Genomic DNA, 19,734 nt, shown 5'->3' with positions numbered 1-19,734 from the left:
GTTGTTATCGCTGTACGTCACTACGGCATGGAGTAGTCACAAGAAAAACACACAATCTTTTTTATTGAGCTAATTCTGAGTCAATAGGCTTAGAGAATCTATTGATCAGATTCATAAAAAAACAAGACATGCCACAGATAAAAAACAGTAAAAACAACAATAAAAACAAAGGGTTTATATAATGTACTCTAATATTTTTTCTTACATGACAAAGCGAGCGCGAGAAAATCGAACCACGGATGCTCTTAGCTCCTCCCTGTCAAACAAAAAGTGGCTGATGCTAAGCCCCTTACTTAGTGCATTTTTTCTTACGACACAGACTTATGCGCAAATCCCTGAAGGACCAGCTTTCGTACGTGACACTCATTTAATAGAAAATGGAGAATTCACTAGGCCATTCCAGCCAACAGTACACACTTCTCGTGATGGGCGGGTCGGCCTTAGAACGACGGGCAGCAGTCTTAGCTTTCTTTTGTTTGCACCGGAAAGGTTAGATACTCCGTTTACGGTGTCTGAGCCAGGCTTGGACAACGTTGTCTCAGACTTCCATAGTGAAAACACAAGACGGTTCCGTCCTCCAGGCATTGGCGGTTTTCGTCATATTGGCTTGTGTGAGGCCCCACCAAATGCGTCTACGCCCAGCAACCCGCGAGTCTGTAATGGTGTCGACGACTGCTATGATTTAACCATTATAGCGGCGGGACGAGAAGGTGCAGGGGAGGTTAGGTTTGTCGGTATAGATATTACCGTGCGAGTAGAAAACCCCAAAACACCTCAAGCCAAAATTGCTGAAATCACCAATGAGGCACCGATTAAAGGTACAAAATTCTTATTTAAAGATTTCTTTGAGACTACCACACCTGACGATGGCCGAATTATTATTGGGCGCACGGCTGGGACCCGAATTGATTGGGTCGATGATCAAGGTAATGCGCGTAACACGAATACCGACTCCGTTTATCTTGTCAACGACAACCCGGACAGATTCCAGGCCTGTGATGTTCGCCAGTTTAATAAAGTCTACCCACTCGCCAACGCACCCTATGACTCGACGATAAACAATCGCTATGGGTTTGCCATGCACCCATTTCGCGATGCCTCTGGTCGAGTCATCGCCGACGATACAAGTTTTGGCTCATACCCTTGGGTTGACCGTGATGCTGACAATATTTCAGTCACTACAGTGCGCGGTCAGTTATTCAATCCTAATAATGGCACTGCACCTTACCCAACACGGTGTCCTGAAGAGGTCGTTACTACCTATGGCAGCTGCTTAGCAGACAATAAGTCAGACATTAATTCGGCAAGATTACAAGGCCGTATCATGATGGGCTTATGGACCCAGGGCAAGATGGTCCAGATGGATAATGTGATCAATAACATGGATTTTGGTTTAGGCACCGAAGAGCGCAGACATCGAGATCTTAAGCTTTATGAGTCCTCATCTGAGCACGATGGCTGGGTTCGAGTCAGTGGTGGCCGCAATGGCAGCACAGAAGGCGGGCCAAGGCCGAGAGGATCAAGCAACATTAACTTTCTAGATACACTTGAGCATCGCTTCAATATGTTCCCAAATATGAAGCCGGTAACACCATCTGACGTACCTTGGATTATCAGCAAAGGGGCGGTTACGGACGAGTTTGTATTCGATGATTACAATAATCCGGATAGCTTCATCAACTCAAATATGGTGCCTGCGAGTCATTTCAATGGCAGCGGTAATAACGGTAATGGAGGCGGTTTTTTTGAAGTACGCAGCTCTAGACGACATGCTGTAGCCAATAATGCCACTGCGCTACCTAATCGATGGTCAATACCAAAATTGGGTGCAATCAAAAACGGACGCGTGGAGCGCGTAGCAAACGGTGGCATCATAGGACGAGGCCTATGGCTCAACACCGATACCACCGTTGAATACGACATACCCCGTAACACACGAAATGTGAATAACACGCCGTGGTACGTTGGACTATTTTTTGATCGTCGTTATGAAGGCGGCCGAGGTAACACAAGCAGGTTGATCACCTTTAGCGACGGCTCATCTTTACGGGTACGTGGCGACGGTGGCTTGCAGTTCCTTAATCCACAGGGGCGTGTCATTCAGCAAATGAACATTTCTGGGCCAGTCCAAAATCGCGCCCGAAATAATGGCAGAGGTTGGGCTCATGTGGGTTTAAATATTTCCCGTGGAAACCGCTCTATGACCGTTTATTACAATGGTTTCTACTTAGGTCGAGTCGATGCAAACGAGCCTATATTCCGCATGACTGAAGGCAAATTATATCTTGGCGCAACACCTGATGCACCGAATGATGGCTTTAAAGGCTGGATCGATAACTTTAAGGTTATTGCTCAAAACGTTAATCAGGAAGTCGCGTGTAACCAAGCTAACGGCACATTAATAGGCGTGCCCGATACTGGTGGATGGAACCGACTTGCAAAATCCTACAGTGCTGGCCATTTCACTATTCGCCGGCTTGTTCAAGCGGCCGGAGAGCCAACAAATGAATTCTACGCCTGTTATCACGATTACCGAGATGACTATAGAGCGCATATGGCCAACATTCCAAGGAATCACCGCAGCGTCCGCGATGCGATCAATTTCCCAGAAGGCCCGCTTGTTTATGGCGCACCACGCCCAGACTCGTCTAATAATGCGTTTTGCTTAAGTTGCCATTCACGTGAAGGGCGATTGGGTATGAACATTAGCGCGCTCACACGAAACCCCAACCTCAACACTGAAGATGATCCTCGTCGACAACCAACCCAGCCCGATGCAAAAGTGTATGGTTTTATTCCTGCCAACTGGTTAGGACAAGACAAACCGGCTCAAGACATGGATGCTGGACGCGACGGAGAGGACATCGACCAGTGGTTGTTTCCTCATGCATCAGCAAACCCTGGAACTGATGGCAGTAGTTCTTCGACCTACAAGATCGCAGACGACAGCACCATCTGGAAATGGAACGGCTCTGTCTTCGAACGCTTTGGCCCAAACAATGGCAGATTGGTGCGCATCGACGTGGGTGAAAATGACAAACCTTGGGGCATCAATGCAACCGGTAACATCTATGAATGGAACGGTAGCCGCTGGCTGCAGCGTGATTCCGGCGGCCAGGATATTGCTGTGGGCCGCGACAGTGTATTTTTGACCAAGACCGATGGCACGATCTGGGAGTGGAATGGTAGCCAATTTATTCGTTTTGGTCCGACCAACAGCCGTCTGGTTCGGATCGATGTTGGCGTAAGCCGACCTTGGGGTATTAACGCCAATGGCAATGTTTATAGATGGGACGGTACGCGCTGGCAGCCTCGCGGCTCAGATGGTCAGGACCTTGGTATTGGCGGAGGGAAAATATTCTTGACCAAGACCGACGGCACGATTTGGAGCTGGAATGGTAATCAATTTGTACGCTTTGGCCCGACTAACGGTCGCCTATCTGTCATCGATGTGGGTGAAGACGGGTCGCCTTGGGGCATCAATATCAACGGTACCGCCTATTCATGGAACGGTAGCCGTTGGGTAAATCAAGGAGGCAACGCCGAAGAGATTGGCAGATAAAGGACTAACTATCAGGGGCCGTGTAAAGTAAAAAGAAACAAACCTTACACGGCCCCTGCTACAGCCTACCATTTTTTTGTAGGCTTAATTAAATACTAATGCCATAGTAGGAAGAAGCACCGCTCCACTACCACAGAAGGTACCCACTAGCATTAGCATCAATAACTTTACTTGTTATGCACTTTCGAAGGCAAAATTATCAGGGGCCTGCGCAAGTGATCTGCTACCACTTTCGTGGACACAGATCAGTAGTTTAATTTGTGCTATTAAAGCATAAATTAAACTACGCAGTGGAGGTCGGGTTGACTACCTTGTTATGCAGGTAGCCCGTTGCGAAGATAGTCCCTAGTATTACAATCGAGGGAATTAGCACTTTAATACCATTCAGCTGAAGGTACTGAGGATATTCCAATAGGGTTAGCACGAAATTGGCGCAGAAATACGCGACATATATGGCTGCCATGCTTGAGCAGAAATAAAGCCATTTCACTTGGGTTGCAGAACAAATGCAAGATACAACGATCACGATTGGGATAGCTAACGAGGGATAAATTGTCATCAGATTCCAAAACTGCATCCCAAGCCAACTTTGATCGGTATCGTTAATCCAGAGGGCTAACCATTCCGGCAGGGCAATAGCGGATGCGAAACCAGCAGAGTGGCTAGTGATTGGGTATAGAAATGCGCAAGCAAGAATCGCCAACCCAATTTCTTTCTTATTCTTTATCATTACTTCTTTCCTTGAGGTGCATGGCTGCATAACGCCCCGCTCAGCTGCGGCTGGTACGGAGCGTGTTTTGTGTTATTGTTTGAGCGCCAGCGAGTAACACAAAAGGCGCGTAGTACCAGACGTCAGACTGGAGCGGGGCGTTATGTGCCTTGTAAATATTTTGTAAATTCAGACTTTAATGTTTGAGTATCTCGTCCGTATTCAGAATAAATTGCTTGCTCAAACTTCTTCCCCGCCAATAATTCTCGGACTAGCTCTTCAAATTTCTGTGGATTTAAATCATGCAGGTAATGCACAAACAATGCTCCAACTTTGTATAAAATCCAGTTTACCGTACCATTGCTAACGGCATCAGTTGGATCTTTGGTAGTGAACCAAAAGTCTAGACTCCCAGATAAATACGACTGCCTTTCTTTAACACTCATAAAATGTTGAATGCTTCGACCTTTCGTGAACTTAGAACCGCCATTAGCAACGAATTCGGCAATCCCTTCTCTGAACCAAAGAGGAATGCCTTCGATATGCGCTCTCTCACCTAGATGCGTATAAAATAGATAGTGAGTTAACTCATGTTTAGTTAATTTAGCAAGTGAGCCCCTGTTAAACGCTCCAGGAGAAAGAAATAGCTTGCCCCAATAAACTGCCCCTCTAACGTTTTTAGAAAGATAGACATACTCATTAAAAACATCTTGAGATGAGCATATATAGATACTTATTGGTGCGTTAAATTGCGCCCCAAGAGCTATTTCAACGGCTTTTTGACTTTCATCCAAGATGTTATTTAGAGTAATAGCGTTCTGTTCCGCTCCTTGTTCGTATTTTATACGCGCGTCACCCTTAAACGTTAAAAATTGATCTGTTGACTTATATTTAGCGTAAATGGCCTTTATCAATAAAGGCTGTGTAACTACTAACCCAACAAGGCACATAGTTAGAATTAGCCCTCCCCACATTAGATATTTTTTATACTTCACTTGCTAATTCCTATAAATTCCGCTCTGCACAAAACCAACCAGCGCAGTGGAGGTCCCAAGCAGCTTTAGCTGCTTAACCTTGAGCGGCTTGTTACCTGCTTACCACTCAATCTGAATTGTGGTGCCTACTTTTACCAAATCCATGAATTCGTCCATTTCGGAGTTGGTGAGTGCGATGCACCCATCAGTCCAGTTATAGCGCTGAGTTATGGGTGATAGCCAGCCTAACCAATTGCGCTGGCCATGAACCATGATAAAGCCACCTGGAGATACGCCACGTGCTCTAGCTTGGGTTTTATCATCTTCATTTGGGTAAGAGATATGTATTGACCGATAAAAAGAGGAGTCTTCTTTTTTGTAATCAAGCGTATAAGTACCCTCTGGAGTTTTTTCATCTCCCTCTTGGGTTTTGTGGCCTTTGGGGTTTTCACCAAATGCCACATCATACTCTTTGACGAGAGTGCCTCCTGAATAGAGATACATCTTTCGTTCAGATTTATCGACCTGTACGAGGTCGACCTCGCCCCATACGAAGCTTGATATTAATAGCGATAGTGTAAGAAGTACTTCATGACAGGTAACGCTGTTATAACCGGCCGGAACGGGTGTGCTATTAAAGCACACTTTAAACGACGCAATGGAGGTCCAGCCAGCTTGCTGGCGGTGGTTGATAACTTTGTTACGCAGCTGGCCACGAGCGCCAGCCCCTAGCTTGAAATATGAGTGATACCAAACCAAAGACAATGCCAATTGGTGAAGATACTAGACTGACAGAACCAACTACGATGGCCGGTATTTTGTACTGAGGATTTTTACTTTTTACGCCACTACCAACAATGAGAAGCGTTACACTCCATATGGCGAAAAAACAAATCACTAAAACTGCCTTGATACTGCTAGGGAAACCATTGTTAATTACGTACATGAAGAGTAGTGCAACTGATGAAACGCCTAGAAGAATTCCGTTAGCTTGAAGTGATATCCCTGCTATCTTGAGATTATTCAAAATTAGTCCTTGATGCATAACAGTTAATTAATAGGACGATGTCCTTGTAATTCTCCCTCTAATCTACCCTCTACATATAAAAAATTCCATTACTATCAATGCCTTAGCTTGATGCACCTCGTTGGTTCTAACTTTGCCCCAGTTGACTCTTTCCTCATAATTCGGAGTGTGCTTGTAAAAATATAATAAAATCAAATGCTTAGATGGCTGGTTTTTAGAAAAGTAAGACACTTTCCTAGTAACTCCGAATAAATTAGCAGGTATATACCTGCCAAAATCTGTTGACATAGATCAATAAGAAATCAATACTTTCAGAAATAACTGAAACTTGGTGTGTTTTATGAGCACAGAGGTAAAGCAGTTGAGCGCTCAGGCTCAGGTGTTTGTGATGCATTTTGGTGAGATGGGAAGTCGTTGGGGCTTTAACCGCACGGTAGGCCAGATGCTGGCCCTAATTGTGGTGCACCCCAAGCCGATTAGTGCCGATGAGCTGTCACAATTATTGGGTGTTAGCCGTGGTAATGTCAGCATGGGAATTAAAGAGTTACAAAGCTGGCGTTTAATTAAAACGGAAAAGCAGGCGGGTGATCGCAAAGACTATTATTCACCGGTTGGTGATATTTGGCAGATGGCGCGACACGTGGTTGATGAGCGCAGTCGCCGCGAGTTAGAACCCACTTTAAGCTTATTGCGCTCGCAATTATTAGAAAGTTGCACAGATGAGAGCGATCTGCATGCTCAAGCTAAGATGGCTGAAATCTATGAGTTGCTTGAACTTGCTAACGATTGGACGAAAGCGGTAAGCGGTTTAAGCCAAAAACAGCTGCAAAGTTTAATGAAGATGGGCTCCGGGCTTGGCAAGCTGGTGGAGTTCAAAGACAAAATGCTCGGTCAGAGCGATAGTAAATAAGGGATATTTATGGACGCCTTGGAATTATCCAGAATTCAGTTTGCCCTCAATATTAGTTTTCATATTCTTTTCCCCAGTATCACCATCGCTCTGTGTTGGATTTTATTTTATTTCAAACTGCGTTTTAACTTAAGTGGTGACGAAGTATGGATGCGTGCTTATCGCTTTTGGGTCAAGATATTTGCATTGAGTTTTGCCTTGGGCGTGGTCACCGGCATTACTATGTCCTTCCAGTTTGGTACCAACTGGCCGGGTTTTATGGAGAAGGTCGGTAACATCGCAGGCCCCTTGTTGGGGTATGAAGTATTAACCGCTTTTTTCTTAGAGGCTACTTTTCTTGGCATTATGTTATTTGGCTCTAAGCGTGTGCCTAATAGTGTCCATACGGTTGCGACTTTAATTGTGGCTCTGGGTACAACGGCTTCAGCTTTTTGGATTCTCGCGCTTAACTCTTGGATGCAAACACCAGCAGGGCATGAAATACGTGATGGTGTTGTTTATGCAGTAGATTGGTTTGAGGTGATTTTTAACCCGTCGTTTTCTCACCGCTTTACCCACATGTTGATTGCTTCAGGTCTAACGGCTTCATTTTTTGTTGCCGGTTTGTCGGCTTATCGTTTGTTAAAAGGTGATCTTAAGCGTGCGCCTAAGCTGGCCCTTACAACGGCTATTGTGCTTGCTTCAGTGCTTACGCCTTTGCAGATCTATGTCGGTGACTCTCATGGCTTGAATACTTTCGAGCATCAGCCCGCTAAAATCGCGGCGATTGAGGCTGTGTGGCATACGGAAGAGGGCGCACCACTGTTGTTGTTTGCTCTGCCAAATGAAGAAACCAAAACGAATGATTATGCGATTGAGATCCCCAAGCTTGCCAGTTTGATTTTAACTCATGACAGTGAGGGTACGATTCGTGGCCTAAATGAATTTGAAGGCGTACATCCACCTGTTGCCGCATCGTTTTGGGCTTTTCGTATTATGGTGGGTGTGGGTATGTTAATGCTCGCTCTGGCCTGGGTGGGTTTATATTTTGTCATTCGTAAACGAGAGCTGCCCAAGTGGTTATTGCGTTCTTATGTTGCTGCAACCTTTAGTGGTTGGTTGGGTGTTTTGGCCGGTTGGTATGTCAGTGAAATAGGTCGCCAGCCTTGGCTAGTTACAGGTATTTTGAAAACCAAAGACGCAGTCACCGATGTGCCCAGCGGGCATATCGGTATATCTCTAGCGGCTTATGCATGTGTATATGTTGTGCTGATGTTTGCGTATTTACACACACTTCGCCTGATGTCTTTAAAAGCGGTTAACGTCGAAGAATACGAACAAAAAGAACCCGGCAATAGCCTTGCCATAAACACTGAAGATAAGGAGTAAAAATGGACGCTTACAGTTTACCGATTATTTTTGTTGGGCTTATGGGCTTGGCGATTTTGGTTTATGCGATTCTTGATGGTTACGATTTGGGTACGGGAATATTGTTACCTTTGGGCGAGGGGCACGAGAAAGAGCGAGATCGTATGATCGCGTCTATTGGCCCGTTTTGGGATGCCAATGAAACGTGGTTGGTTTTGGCTGTGGGATTATTGTTAATTGCGTTTCCTGAAGCGCATAGCCAAGTATTACACCACTTTTATTTGCCGGTAACGGTGATGCTCATTGCGTTAATTATGCGTGGTGTGGCGTTTGATTTTCGCGCAAAGGCAGCAGTGGCTCATCAAGCTTTATGGGATAAGTGCTTTAAGTTTGGTTCTTTAGTTACCGCATTGAGTCAAGGTTACATGTTAGGTTTGTATATCGTAGGTTTTAATTACGATTTAAAGTCTATTCTGTTTGCTGTCTTAAGTGCTTTGGGTGTCTGCGCCGCATATTGTTATATCGGCGCCAGTTGGTTGGTGTATAAAACCGAAGGCGAGTTGCAAATTCGCGCTAAAGGCTGGGCTTTATTTGCAGGGCGCTTAAGCTTTTTAGGGGTTGTACTTGTTTCATTAACGAATCCTTTGGTGAATAGTGCGGTGTTCGATCGCTGGTTCGATCTGCCTCAGGTACTTTATATGGCACCAGTACCTTTGGTTTGCCTCGCCTTGTTTTACTTTAATGAAAGGCAATTATTTGGTCAGCAAGTATTGCAAGACCGCTACTGCTATCGGCCACTGTTAGTTTGTGCAGCTATCTTTTTATTGTGTTTTTCCGGTATTGGCTACAGTTTCTTTCCCTATATCGTGCCAGGTGAATTAACTATTTGGCAGGCTGCCAGTGCACCGGAGTCTTTGCGATTTATCCTTTATGGGGCCTTAGTCGTTGTTCCGTGTATCTTGGCCTATACCATTTATGCGTATTGGGTATTTAGGGGCAAAGCTAGCGACTTGCATTATTATTAAACGTATAAACGCGGCTCTATCGTGTTTTCTTTATAGGGCACGTCTTAAAAATATAATCTTTAGGGGAATAAATTGGCGGCGAAGAATAATACTTAGCTGGTAGGTTCCTAGATAGATATAGGCACTAGTGAGATGATTTCGAGGTGTCTTAGAGGATATTCAGCGCATATGTGAGTCCATCTTTTTTAAGCACCAATTTTAAAGATGTCTTCTAGGCCCTTAGAGACATCAATACGAATGTAAGAGCGCTATGGCGACCTAAAAAGCACATGTGGTATTTTCTTATTACTTGTTTTTGAGGGTGTCGCTGGGAGCTTCATTAAATTGTTTTTTATAGTGGGCTGCAAAATGGCCCATATGCGAAAACCCATAACTTAACGCGATATCAATGATGCTGGAGTTGTGCTGCGATTCTAATAGTGCCGCATGCACAGCATCCAGTTTAAGTGTTCTGACAAATTGCATAGGTGTGCATTGGCGATGTTTTCTAAATGCAGATCGAATGGCTCGTTCAGAGACCCCAGCAGAATTTGCTAGGTCACCAACGCTAATTGGTTTATCCAGATTGCTTCGAGTCCATTCCTCGGCCCTAAAAACCTGCCACTCTCCCGCTTGAGCACTGAGGCTTTTCAGTTCTGTGCTGTAATTATTGGGCTGGTGTTCTAATAATAAAGTAAAAAAACTCTTTTCAATGTGCTTGACCGCCAGAGAGGATTTTTTCCGAAGAGCTCCGTGATGGTTTATTTCCCCAATAAAAAGCCGCAACATGCTAAGTAGACTGTGCCCAAATGCGGAATTGAGCTCTATGCTGACGGAAAATACTAAAGGTAGGCTTAAGGGGCGATGCAGTAAGTGTTCTAGTTCCTTCTCCAGCGCATGACGGGGGATTCTAAGGTTACACAGCTCGGTGCGTTGGGGCAGGTAGATGCTGTGTTCCTGTTTTGCACTGTATAAACTGGCTTTCCCTTCTGCAATATCAAATGCTTTTCCGTTCATCGTGAACCTAAAGTGCCCGGCCAGTGGGATCGCAAGCGTAAAAAAGTCTTCTAAATAACCTCCATCCATTTCAAAGCCACCGGCCACATGCCCTTGACCGATCATCAAAGTAGGAAATTCTGCTACGGATAGGCTGTATTCAAAAGGGCCGCTGTGAGTGCGCTTTACGCCTTGATAGGGGCGCCACGTGTTGGCCATAGTCTCGGTTGCAAGTTCGAAATCGGTAGTGCTCATCACATGCCCGTATTTCAATTCAAAATCTTTTTTACGCAATCTATAGGCCTTGTTTGGCAGCTGTTTCGCTCTTATTCATGGTACTTGGCTATCGTGATGGCAAGCAAGTCCGAAAACGGAAGCGTGGTGTTTTGTTGTGCCGAAACCGGATTGCTGCCTGCTGGTTAAATAAATATGCTCCTTGGGTAATTAACACACCCATCCTGCTAACGGGTATTAGGGACATAATTCCTCTTAGCATTTTTCTCTCGATACATCATTAATCCTAAAAAGTAAGGAGACCGTATTGTGTTCAGCCAATATAGAGGTTTTATTCACAGGTTTGTAAGCTTGGGGGCGCTGCTCTTCGCCGCTACTAGCGTAAGTGCCAAGCCTATTGTTCAAGATGCGGAATTTTATATTTTGAAAGCTCAGCATGGCGATTCTTGGGCTAAGCAAGATGACGAGCTAAACCAAAAGCTTGCCGCTCTGAAAGAGAAATTTGGCACGCCACCCAATATCGTTCATATCATGTGGGACGATACTCCCATGGGCGAAGTGGGTATCCCCGAGCTTCAGAAGTTGCGAGGTTTCAGCACGCCGAATATCAATCAGCTGGCAGCTGAAGGTATGAACTTCTTACGTATGTATACGGAGCCTTCTTGTACACAAAGCCGTGCGGCCGTTCTTACAGGCAGGCATCCAATTCGCAACGGTATGACCCAAGTCGGTTTTCCCTATGAATATGGCGGCTTGCGCAAGGATGAAGTCACAATGGCAGAAGTGCTGGGTAAAGCCGGCTATGCGACGGCATTCTATGGCAAGGCGCATTTGGGGGATATAGAACAAAGTTACATGAATAAGCAGGGCTTTGATGAAGCGGTATGGGAACCTTACAACCAATTCCCCGTTATCTATGGTCCGCAGGCAGAAATCGCTGGTGGCGTTTTACCTACCTCTACTAATCCTGAAATATACCCTGAAGACCCTTACGACATGGATAAGGGCTGGCGGACCTTGGGCCATGTTGCTGTGATGGAAGGGAAAAAAGGTGGGCCCGTGCGTGAGCTGGTTCAACCGGGAGACTTACCGGGGTGGTATAAAAATATGGAAGACAATAAAACGCGTACATTGTCTTTTATTGATAAAAATATTGAAGAGAAAAAACCATTTTATATTGCTTACTGGCCCGAGCTAATTGCTTTTGTTCCGTTCCCAGAGCGAAAAACCTTATCGGGTGGTTTTTTGCAGGAGGGGTTGGCGCGATTTGATCCTTTTGTTGGCCAACTGATGACTCACTTAAAAGCGAACGGCATTGCTGAAAATACGCTGGTGATTTTGATGGCAGATAATGGCCCCATGACTCATAACGGCCCACCGGGCATGGTAGAAACCTTATACCGAGGAGGTAAGGGTGATTACTTAGAAGGTGGTATTCGAGTGCCGGCGATGGCGTGGTGGCCGGGTATGATTGAAGCGGGGCAGACGCCGGGGGATATTATTCATGAAACCGATTTGTTTACGACCTTTGCACATATTGCCGGAGCGCAAAAATACATTCCCCGAGACCGAATTATCGATGGCATCGATCAAACGTCACTTTTATTGAATGGTGATAGTTTTAGCCGCCGTGACTATGTGCACATTTATACTGGTGAAACTTACGCGGCTACCGTTAAAGGTCGCTTTAAGCGCCGTTGGGTGGGTGACCTTCCAGGCTTGAGTGGAGCGTCGTTCTATGATCTGTATAACGACACCCGTGAGGTTCAACCTAAAATGTTGCCAGGCTTCACTACCAAAGGCATGTTTAATTCTATGCGTGCACGTCATGAAATATGGATGGAAAAATATCCAAATAAAAAGATGGCTTATGGTTTACCGTTTACCAATATCGAGAACGCAAGACCAGAAACAATAAAAGCATCTCAGCCTAGATTCGACAAAAACGAAGTGCCGTTTGATATCGAAAAAGTGCTGAAGAAAACTGGAGACTACGGAATTATTGAGGCTGACTGGGGGATCTAGATAAAAGCACTGTTGACATGGCATCACTGATAAACCCTGACATTTATGTCGGGGTTTATTATTTTGGGAACATGAGAGCGGCGCTTTATACTGTTTGTTGACTTGCTTTCGCTTACTGAAGATACGACTGTATTTGCGAAATATGAGACGTGAGTCAGTTAGCGTTTGTGCGTATTGGGGCTTAGGCTTAAGGAAAGCGACTTGAATTATTAAAACTGCAGGCGCTTATCCTCTTGTATTTGTTTTATAAGGTGCTGCTTAAAAAGTTTAATTTTTAGGGAGTTCCTTAAGTCCGGGTGGGAAATAAGCCACCAGCGGCTGGCTTCTAGCTCCACATCGATATCTAAATGTATTAACTCAGCCCTCTTTTGGTCTGCCGGTAACAAGGCCACTGCTAAACCCGCCTCAGCAATATAAGACATAGTATTTAAGTTATTTGCCCGTGTTTGTATGTTTTCATTTGCCTGTTGTTCTAGCCAGCGAAAGGCCGGTAATAGATTTAAATCGCCTTGGGAGCCAATAAAGGGGTGCTTGAGTAAGTCGCTTAATGTAGTAGGCCGCCCATGCTTTTTGATAAACGCTTTGGAGACCATAAAGCGCCAGGGTACCTCACAGAGTTTATGGGCAATGCTGTAATCGGGAGCGTGTTTATTGGCTCTAATAGCAATGTCGGCTTCTCTTCTATCTAAATTAAAATGATGGTCGCCAACCAATATTTCGGTTTTTATCTCTGGGTAGAGTTTATAAAAGCCTGTTAGATACTCAGGCAGAAAACACTCGGCAATATTAGCCGGTGTGGTGATGCGGATAGTGCCGCTAGGGCGCATATCAGAACCATCAACGCTGCGCTCCAGCTTAGCCATAGCCAGTTCAACACCCTGAGCGTGTTGTAATATCTCTCGGCCAAAATCCGTCAGCTCATAGCTGTTGTTGTGTCGGCTAAAGACTTGCTTTCCGAGCTGCTCTTCGAACTGTTTTAAACGTCGGAATATCGTTGAGTGGTTGATGTCGAGCGCTCTTGCCGCAGGCGCAAGCTTGCCGTACTTGGCTACCGCTAAAAAACTACTTAGGTTGCTCCAGTCCATAACTTGGCTCTGTCCCCGATCGGTTTATTGCGTTTTCGCAATACGGTTTTGCATAAATTACTAATGTGTATTGCTAGCATGCGATGTGATACTGAGCTTAACCACTCATGCTTAGGAGAGCAATATGTATCAATTCCCCAATCAATTTAACAAACCTGATCTTGCCTGCTTGCTATTGCGCTTGGCTTTGGGCTTGGTGTTACTCGCCCATAGCGTCTATTTAAAGTTGTTTGTTTTTGGCCTTGCCGGCACAGCTCAATTTTTTACGAGCATAGGCCTGCCTTATTTACTGGCCTATTTTGTGTTTTTCTTAGAGCTTATCGCTGGGCTTATGTTGTTAGTGGGTTATCACAGCCGCCTTGTCGCACTTATGGTTTTGCCTGTTTTGCTCGGCGCGACATGGGCACACTGGGGCAGTGGTTGGCTTTTTACCAATACCGGCGGTGGTTGGGAGTATCCGCTGTTTTTGCTGTTTACTAGCCTTGCGGTGGTTTTTCTCGGTGGTGGTCGCTACGCTCTGAAGCCATCAACTTAAATCTTTGTAAGAGCCTGCGATACTGACGCTTATCAAGTACATCTGTTAGTCTTGGTTCTTTGCTGGTGTTGGTATTGCTGTTAGAGCTGGTGCTTAGGCCGCCAGCTCTTGCCGTCGAAGTGAAGACAGCTAAAGAAAGTCAAAGAAAGGCAAATAAAGATAATTAACGAAGATTAAAGGGTGCAGGGGCATGGAATCCAAGGTTCTATTAATAACGGGCGCTAGCCGTGGCATAGGTGCCGAAGTGGCAATATTGGCCGCGCAGCAAGGCTGGGATGTGGCGCTAACGTATCGTGTTGATCAAAGCGAAGCTGAAAAAGTACAAAGTAAAATCCAAGCTTTCGGGCAGCGCGCTTTTATATACCAAGCGGATGTTTCTGATGAGCTCGATATAACTCGTGTATTTAAACAACTCGATAAGGACCTTGGCCGTTTAGATGCACTAGTCAACAACGCCGGCATTATCACCAAGATTTCGCCTTTTATTAGCATGTCGGCCGAACGTATTAGAGATGTATTTAACATCAATGTTGTTGGCAGTTTTCTTTGCGCACAAGAGGCTGTAAAGCGTATGGCTCTTAGTGCCGATGGGTATGGTGGCAGCATCGTTAATATGTCTTCGGCCGCCGCGCGTATAGGTTCACCCAATGAGTTTATTGATTACGCGGCAACAAAAGGTGCGATAGATACAATGACCTTGGGGCTTGCTAAAGAAGTGGGCAGCGATGGTATTCGGGTCAATGCCGTAAGGCCGGGTTTAATTGCTACCGACATGCATGCTGATGCTGGTGATGCCGAGCGGGCTGAACGGCTTAAGCAATTTGTACCTATGCAAAGGGTAGGTGAACCCAGTGAAGTAGCCAAAGCCATTATGTGGTTAATTTCCGATGAAGCTTCTTATGTAAATGGGGCTTTGTTGGATGTGACTGGTGGGCGTTAAGTAGAGGAAGCTCGTTCTTGGGGCTCACGTTATTCTGTGTGGGGCATTACCGACTTAGTTTCCGAGCTTGGCTGATTGTTTTACTGCGCTTCAGGTGGGTGCTCGCACTTGAGAACTCTCGTGAAGGGAGATATTCTATGCGTATTGCTATGCGCATAGGTGGAATTGTATGCAAACTTTATATGACCCAAACGCCCCCAAAAAGGCGACAAACCTTAGTATAAACAGTGACTTACTGGCGAAAAGCCGAAAACTGAACGTTAATTTATCGGCGATGCTTGAGCAAGCATTAAAGCAAAAGTTAGCTGATGAACGTGCTGAAACCTGGAAGCGTGAAAACGTGGCCGCTATTAAGGCGTATAACAGTTTTGTTGAAGAAAACGGGCTTTTCAGTGATGAGTACAGATCGTTTTAATGACCCAGTTCGACGTATATAGAAATCCGAGTCGAACAAGCAAGAAGTACATGCCATACCTGCTCGATATTCAAAATCCTTTTCTAAGTGACCTCGCGACGAGGCTTGTTATTCCTCTGGGCCTAAAGTCGGCTTTTAAAAACGAAGCTATGGATAGACTCACTCCAGAGGTTACTTATGAGGGGGAGCAATTTCTAATTCTTACGCCTCAAATGGCTTCAGTTCCAACTTTAATCTTAAAAGATCCTATTGGATCTTTATCGCATTTTAGGGCTGAGATTATCAATTCTCTTGATTTTGCTGTGTCGGGTATTTAACGCCGAAATCCGCGACGGCTAGGCTGTTCAAGCCACGAAGTGGCTGTGCTGGATTACCTTGTTAGGTCATTTAAACTTTTGAATTGGTACTACCTCCAGCCCAGTGTGAACCATAAAACTGGAAGAGCCAGACGGATTTAATTTTCCCATTCTGTTCGGCACGGGCATATCGATAGATTACTTGACCATCTCCAAAGCTATATTGATTCCAGTTTTCAGACACTCTTACGAGCTCACCGAGCTTTTTGAAAAAATGTACTTTTACCTCGGATTCAAAGCCTAGAATTTCATTAAAATGATGAAAATATAAACCTCTAATAGTCCGTTCAATAATTTTATCATGTGCTTTGCTATCCCACTGGCCCCGATATGCCGGCCCTAGAGACATACCCTCGGAGTTAACTAGTTTAATCTTCTCCATACCCTCGAGAATTGTTTTCTTGAGTTTCTTATTGTGGCCTAAAGTACGGAGGACCCGATCGTCAAATAATTTTCCTCCTTGCTCGCCATAAAAGCTAACATGACAGCCTAAATATACTAGAAACTTCTCATCAAGCCCTGACGCATCGTTATTACACTCTTTGCATGCTGGAACAGTAATCAAATTACTTGGTCTAGGTTTCACAAAAATACCTTTGGGGGGCACATGATCTCGAGTACAACCTAGTCGCACGCCACAAATTGCACAGAGTTCATTCATAAGTTATTCCAGGGCCTAACAGCTTACTTATTCGCATGGCTAGATATGGAAACCTTACTATATTTAGCCGTTATTACCTAAAACCAAGCCTTAATCCCTACTCCTACATATAGGCATCGGCCTAAACCGATTTGATAGCGATTTATAGGATGAAATCAATTTGATGTGTTGAAAGAGGAGACAACGGAGCGCCGACAGCAGGTGACTGAATTAACATTCGCCTAGCAATAGGCTGTCTAGGTTGTAACTACAGCTTGTGCCTAGGTTTCGGAGAATACTTTGGCTTGCTATGGAATCTAGGTCTGAGCCGCCGAACTTAAGCTAAATACTAAGTCTTTCCTTTAACTCTTGAGCCTGGCGGCGGGACATTTCTAATTCGATCTTATTTTTACCTAGCTTTAGTTCTAGCTTAATCGCGCCACCTTCGATGGTTTCTATATTCTCAATTGCATCGATTTTACATATTACTTGCCTGTTGATGCGAATAAAATCTTGTTCCGGCAGGCGGCTTTCCAAGTGTTTAAGCGAGCGTTTAAGCATGGCTTTATGCTGTACACCCTTTTGGTAAAAATAAAGTCGTGAGTAATTGCCGATGGACTCAATAAATTGAATATCGCCCAGTCGAATTAAATAACAAGCATCCCCATCTTTTACAAAGATTTTGTCTTCTGGTTCTAGCCTTTTTTCTGCGTTGTTACTTTGGCTTTGCTGTTGTTCTGCCGCGAGTTGAGAGGCAATTCTATCTAGGGCTTCATTGAGCCGCTGTTGTTCTATTGGTTTGACGAGATAGTCGCAGGCGCCGACATCGAAGGCTTTTAATGCAAACTCTGTGTAAGCTGTGGTGAAAATAAGCTTGGGTGGGCTTAGCAGGCGCTCCAGCAGTTCAAAGCCGCCACCCTTGGGCATATTAATATCTAGCAGCAAACAGTCGGGTTCGAGCTCACGAATAAGCTTTTCTGCCGTATCTATATCGCCTGCCTCACCGACAATATCTATGTCGTGCCTATCTTTTAATAAGTAGCGAAGTTCGTCCCTGGCTAAGCTTTCATCGTCAATAATAAGTACTTTCATATATTCTTAGTGAGCAATTCGTTTTAAAGGGTGTTTTATGCTGGCGCAGATCCAGTTTGTTTGTGCTTGTTCTAACTTGAACTCAGTATGCTCAACAAAGGCCAGTTTAAGACGCTGTTGAATATTTGCTAAGCCTATGCCACCAAAATTGCTGTTGTCAGAGCCATTAGCGCATTGAGAGCCTTCAGCGCATAAAGAGCCATTAGCGTATCGAGAGCCATCGGAGTATTGAGTGTATTCAATTGCCGTAGTGGGTTTAAGAGGGGGGAGGCTCCCGCTATTCCACACTTCTAGTGCTAGCTGTTGCTCTTGTTTATATAATTTAATGCGCAGTTCCAAACACTCTTGCTCTGCTTCAAGCCCATGCTTAATCGCGTTTTCAATTAAACTCTGCAAGCTCAGGGGTAATACACATTTATTTAGCAGTGTTTCATTAACTTGCCACTCGCACTGAATTCTGTCTCCCCAGCGTATTGTCTGCAGAGCGAGGTAGGCTTTAGCGTTAGCGATTTCATCTTCAACACTTACAAAGTGATTGTCACTTTGATAAAGCGAAAAGCGCAATAGTTGAGCAAGGCTGCCAACCATGGCTCTAGCGGCATCTTGGTCTTTTATAATCATGCTGCGCAGGGAGTTTAAGCTGTTAAATAAAAAGTGGGGGTTGAGCTGCTGTTTTAATACAGTGAGCTTGCTCTGGTTGAGCTCACTCTCAAGTTGGTTTTGCCTTTTTAGGTAAACAATCTTGTTTAGTGCTAGGAGGTAGACGCTGTAGCACAAGGCCCAAACCAGCAGTACGCCGTATTTCATAAAGTTAATAAATAGTAGGGCTTGGCGGCTATGATTGTTCGCTTCAGGGCTGCTTAGTGCGCCCCATAGAAATTCAAAGTACAACAGGGCTGGCATAGCCAGCAGGGCAAGCATTGCGACTTTTGCGCCTATTGCTAAGCCCTTTTTCTGGCTCTCGAGCTTCTGGCTTTGGGCTGCTGAGTTTTTGGTATCCGAGTTTAGTACCGACTTATGTAAATAAGGCCTGAGTATAAAGTGGCTTACCAGAAAGCCCCCCACGCTTAAACTTAGGGCCCAGCTTATCAGTTTGGGTAAAGTGATAGCGACGGATGAGGATACCAGTATCAGTAAAGTCCACTGTAAGGCGACAAAGCTCCAGCCAAGCACTTGGGCGCCGTAGTAGCGCCAGGAGCTAGCAATGGAGTTTTGTTTGCTCTGCTTTTTTATTAGAAAAAACCACAGCAGCGCACCCCAGTAGAAGATAAATAAAAAGCCGTAGAGTTCAGGGGGCGCGCTAAGATCTAGCAGATAGCGGCTGCGTAGTAGAAGTTCCCCAGCAATAAGGCTGCTGCTTAATACCAGGGGGGCAATAAATAACGCTGCGAATTTATATAAGCGGCTGCCTAAGGCTTGTCGGCGGCCAATAGCCGCGCCAACTCTTGTACTAAAGGTTGCGAGTAGAAGCAGGCCGAGGGTTCGCAAACTGTTGCGAGCTAGTTCTATCTGGAATTGCCCGCTACTTTGTTCAAATGAGCTAAAAAACACTTGTAAATAGAGCAAACAAAAGGCGAATAGGCAAAGCTCGCTAAGGCGGGTGCTTATATGTGTTGCCCAAGCTTTTTTGCTTTGCCTGTCTTGCTTCTGCATTTCTACTTTTGCCCGCTCTTGCCTAGTATTGTCTCTTTATCCTGATTTAAGCTTATCACAGGCTTTGGCTTGCTTTGTTGCCTGCTTGACGCTGTAAGAGACTCTGGCGACCGCTGCCCACGGAAATATGCTGCTTATCTGCTGTATTTGCCGCTGCTGTACTTTTTCCTTTGTCTGCTCTGCGCGCTTATACAATAGCCGGTATAGGTACTGGTGTTTAAACGGGGAGC

General features: G+C 45.1%; 17 protein-coding genes. 9 read left to right on the top strand and 8 right to left on the bottom strand.

The window, feature by feature from the left end:
- Positions 1–181: 181 nt before the first annotated feature.
- Positions 182–3,562 carry a tectonin domain-containing protein gene (locus AB1S55_RS17575; RefSeq protein WP_370979489.1) on the top strand — a complete coding sequence of 1,127 codons (3,381 nt, stop codon included), beginning with the start codon at positions 182–184 and terminating at the stop codon, positions 3,560–3,562.
- A 283-nt stretch (positions 3,563–3,845) separates the two neighbouring features.
- Here the strand turns inward: AB1S55_RS17575 and AB1S55_RS17570 are convergent, their stop codons facing one another.
- The 3 genes from AB1S55_RS17570 to AB1S55_RS17560 form a co-directional block, all read right to left on the bottom strand.
- Positions 3,846–4,292, bottom strand: a complete 447-nt coding sequence (locus tag AB1S55_RS17570; protein WP_370979488.1) for a hypothetical protein — start codon at positions 4,290–4,292, stop codon at positions 3,846–3,848.
- A gap of 140 nt (positions 4,293–4,432) precedes the next feature.
- Positions 4,433–5,266, bottom strand: a complete 834-nt coding sequence (locus AB1S55_RS17565; protein WP_370979487.1) for a hypothetical protein — start codon at positions 5,264–5,266, stop codon at positions 4,433–4,435.
- Positions 5,267–5,365: 99 nt separating this feature from the next.
- Entirely contained in the window at positions 5,366–6,004 is a 639-nt protein-coding gene (locus AB1S55_RS17560; protein WP_370979485.1) for a murein L,D-transpeptidase family protein, read from the bottom strand.
- Positions 6,005–6,612: 608 nt separating this feature from the next.
- Here AB1S55_RS17560 and AB1S55_RS17555 point away from each other — a divergent pair.
- From AB1S55_RS17555 to AB1S55_RS17545, 3 genes are read left to right on the top strand one after another with little or no spacing between them, the layout of a single operon-like run.
- Positions 6,613–7,182 carry a GbsR/MarR family transcriptional regulator gene (locus tag AB1S55_RS17555; RefSeq protein WP_370979484.1) on the top strand — a complete coding sequence of 190 codons (570 nt, stop codon included), beginning with the start codon at positions 6,613–6,615 and terminating at the stop codon, positions 7,180–7,182.
- A gap of 9 nt (positions 7,183–7,191) precedes the next feature.
- Positions 7,192–8,550, top strand: a complete 1,359-nt coding sequence (locus AB1S55_RS17550; protein WP_370979483.1) for a cytochrome ubiquinol oxidase subunit I — start codon at positions 7,192–7,194, stop codon at positions 8,548–8,550.
- Positions 8,551–8,552: 2 nt separating this feature from the next.
- On the top strand, positions 8,553–9,554 hold the full coding sequence (locus AB1S55_RS17545; RefSeq protein ID WP_370979482.1) for a cytochrome d ubiquinol oxidase subunit II: 1,002 nt from the start codon (positions 8,553–8,555) through the stop codon (positions 9,552–9,554).
- Positions 9,555–9,839: 285 nt separating this feature from the next.
- Here AB1S55_RS17545 and AB1S55_RS17540 read toward each other — a convergent pair whose 3' ends face one another.
- Positions 9,840–10,823 (bottom strand): AraC family transcriptional regulator, encoded by a 984-nt coding sequence (locus AB1S55_RS17540; protein WP_370979481.1) that lies wholly within the window; start codon positions 10,821–10,823, stop codon positions 9,840–9,842.
- 249 nt (positions 10,824–11,072) lie between these two features.
- Here AB1S55_RS17540 and AB1S55_RS17535 point away from each other — a divergent pair, with 249 nt between their 5' ends.
- A complete protein-coding gene (locus tag AB1S55_RS17535; protein WP_370979480.1) occupies positions 11,073–12,788 on the top strand; it encodes a sulfatase-like hydrolase/transferase in 1,716 nt (571 codons plus the stop codon).
- A 209-nt stretch (positions 12,789–12,997) separates the two neighbouring features.
- Here AB1S55_RS17535 and AB1S55_RS17530 read toward each other — a convergent pair whose 3' ends face one another.
- Positions 12,998–13,873: a LysR family transcriptional regulator gene (locus AB1S55_RS17530; protein WP_370979479.1), complete on the bottom strand. Its 876-nt coding sequence runs from the start codon at positions 13,871–13,873 to the stop codon at positions 12,998–13,000.
- A gap of 124 nt (positions 13,874–13,997) precedes the next feature.
- On the opposite strand from AB1S55_RS17530, the gene AB1S55_RS17525 reads away from it, so the two are divergent.
- The 4 genes from AB1S55_RS17525 (at position 13,998) to AB1S55_RS17510 (ending at position 16,080) form a co-directional block, all read left to right on the top strand.
- Complete coding sequence (locus AB1S55_RS17525; RefSeq protein ID WP_370979478.1) at positions 13,998–14,408, top strand: DoxX family protein; 411 nt, start codon at positions 13,998–14,000, stop codon at positions 14,406–14,408.
- A 190-nt stretch (positions 14,409–14,598) separates the two neighbouring features.
- Positions 14,599–15,348 (top strand): SDR family oxidoreductase, encoded by a 750-nt coding sequence (locus AB1S55_RS17520; protein WP_370979477.1) that lies wholly within the window; start codon positions 14,599–14,601, stop codon positions 15,346–15,348.
- Between the two features lie 169 nt (positions 15,349–15,517).
- On the top strand, positions 15,518–15,763 hold the full coding sequence (locus tag AB1S55_RS17515; RefSeq protein ID WP_370979476.1) for a type II toxin-antitoxin system CcdA family antitoxin: 246 nt from the start codon (positions 15,518–15,520) through the stop codon (positions 15,761–15,763).
- Positions 15,763–16,080 carry a CcdB family protein gene (locus AB1S55_RS17510; protein WP_370979475.1) on the top strand — a complete coding sequence of 106 codons (318 nt, stop codon included), beginning with the start codon at positions 15,763–15,765 and terminating at the stop codon, positions 16,078–16,080. The genes AB1S55_RS17515 and AB1S55_RS17510 overlap by 1 nt, the downstream gene beginning before the upstream one ends.
- A gap of 70 nt (positions 16,081–16,150) precedes the next feature.
- Here AB1S55_RS17510 and AB1S55_RS17505 read toward each other — a convergent pair whose 3' ends face one another.
- The 3 genes from AB1S55_RS17505 to AB1S55_RS17495 all read right to left on the bottom strand — a co-directional run bounded on the left by AB1S55_RS17505 (position 16,151) and on the right by AB1S55_RS17495 (position 19,504).
- Positions 16,151–16,780 carry an HNH endonuclease gene (locus AB1S55_RS17505; RefSeq protein ID WP_370979474.1) on the bottom strand — a complete coding sequence of 210 codons (630 nt, stop codon included), beginning with the start codon at positions 16,778–16,780 and terminating at the stop codon, positions 16,151–16,153.
- Positions 16,781–17,101: 321 nt separating this feature from the next.
- Positions 17,102–17,851 carry a LytR/AlgR family response regulator transcription factor gene (locus AB1S55_RS17500; RefSeq protein ID WP_370979473.1) on the bottom strand — a complete coding sequence of 250 codons (750 nt, stop codon included), beginning with the start codon at positions 17,849–17,851 and terminating at the stop codon, positions 17,102–17,104.
- 6 nt (positions 17,852–17,857) lie between these two features.
- Positions 17,858–19,504 carry a sensor histidine kinase gene (locus tag AB1S55_RS17495; RefSeq protein ID WP_370979472.1) on the bottom strand — a complete coding sequence of 549 codons (1,647 nt, stop codon included), beginning with the start codon at positions 19,502–19,504 and terminating at the stop codon, positions 17,858–17,860.
- Positions 19,505–19,734 lie beyond the last annotated feature (230 nt).

It is taken from the genome of Agaribacterium sp. ZY112, assembly GCF_041346925.1.
In the GTDB taxonomy this organism is placed as follows: domain Bacteria; phylum Pseudomonadota; class Gammaproteobacteria; order Pseudomonadales; family Cellvibrionaceae; genus Agaribacterium.
Note: the sequence above shows the minus strand (reverse complement) of the source record. Positions and strands in the feature narration are given on the sequence as shown.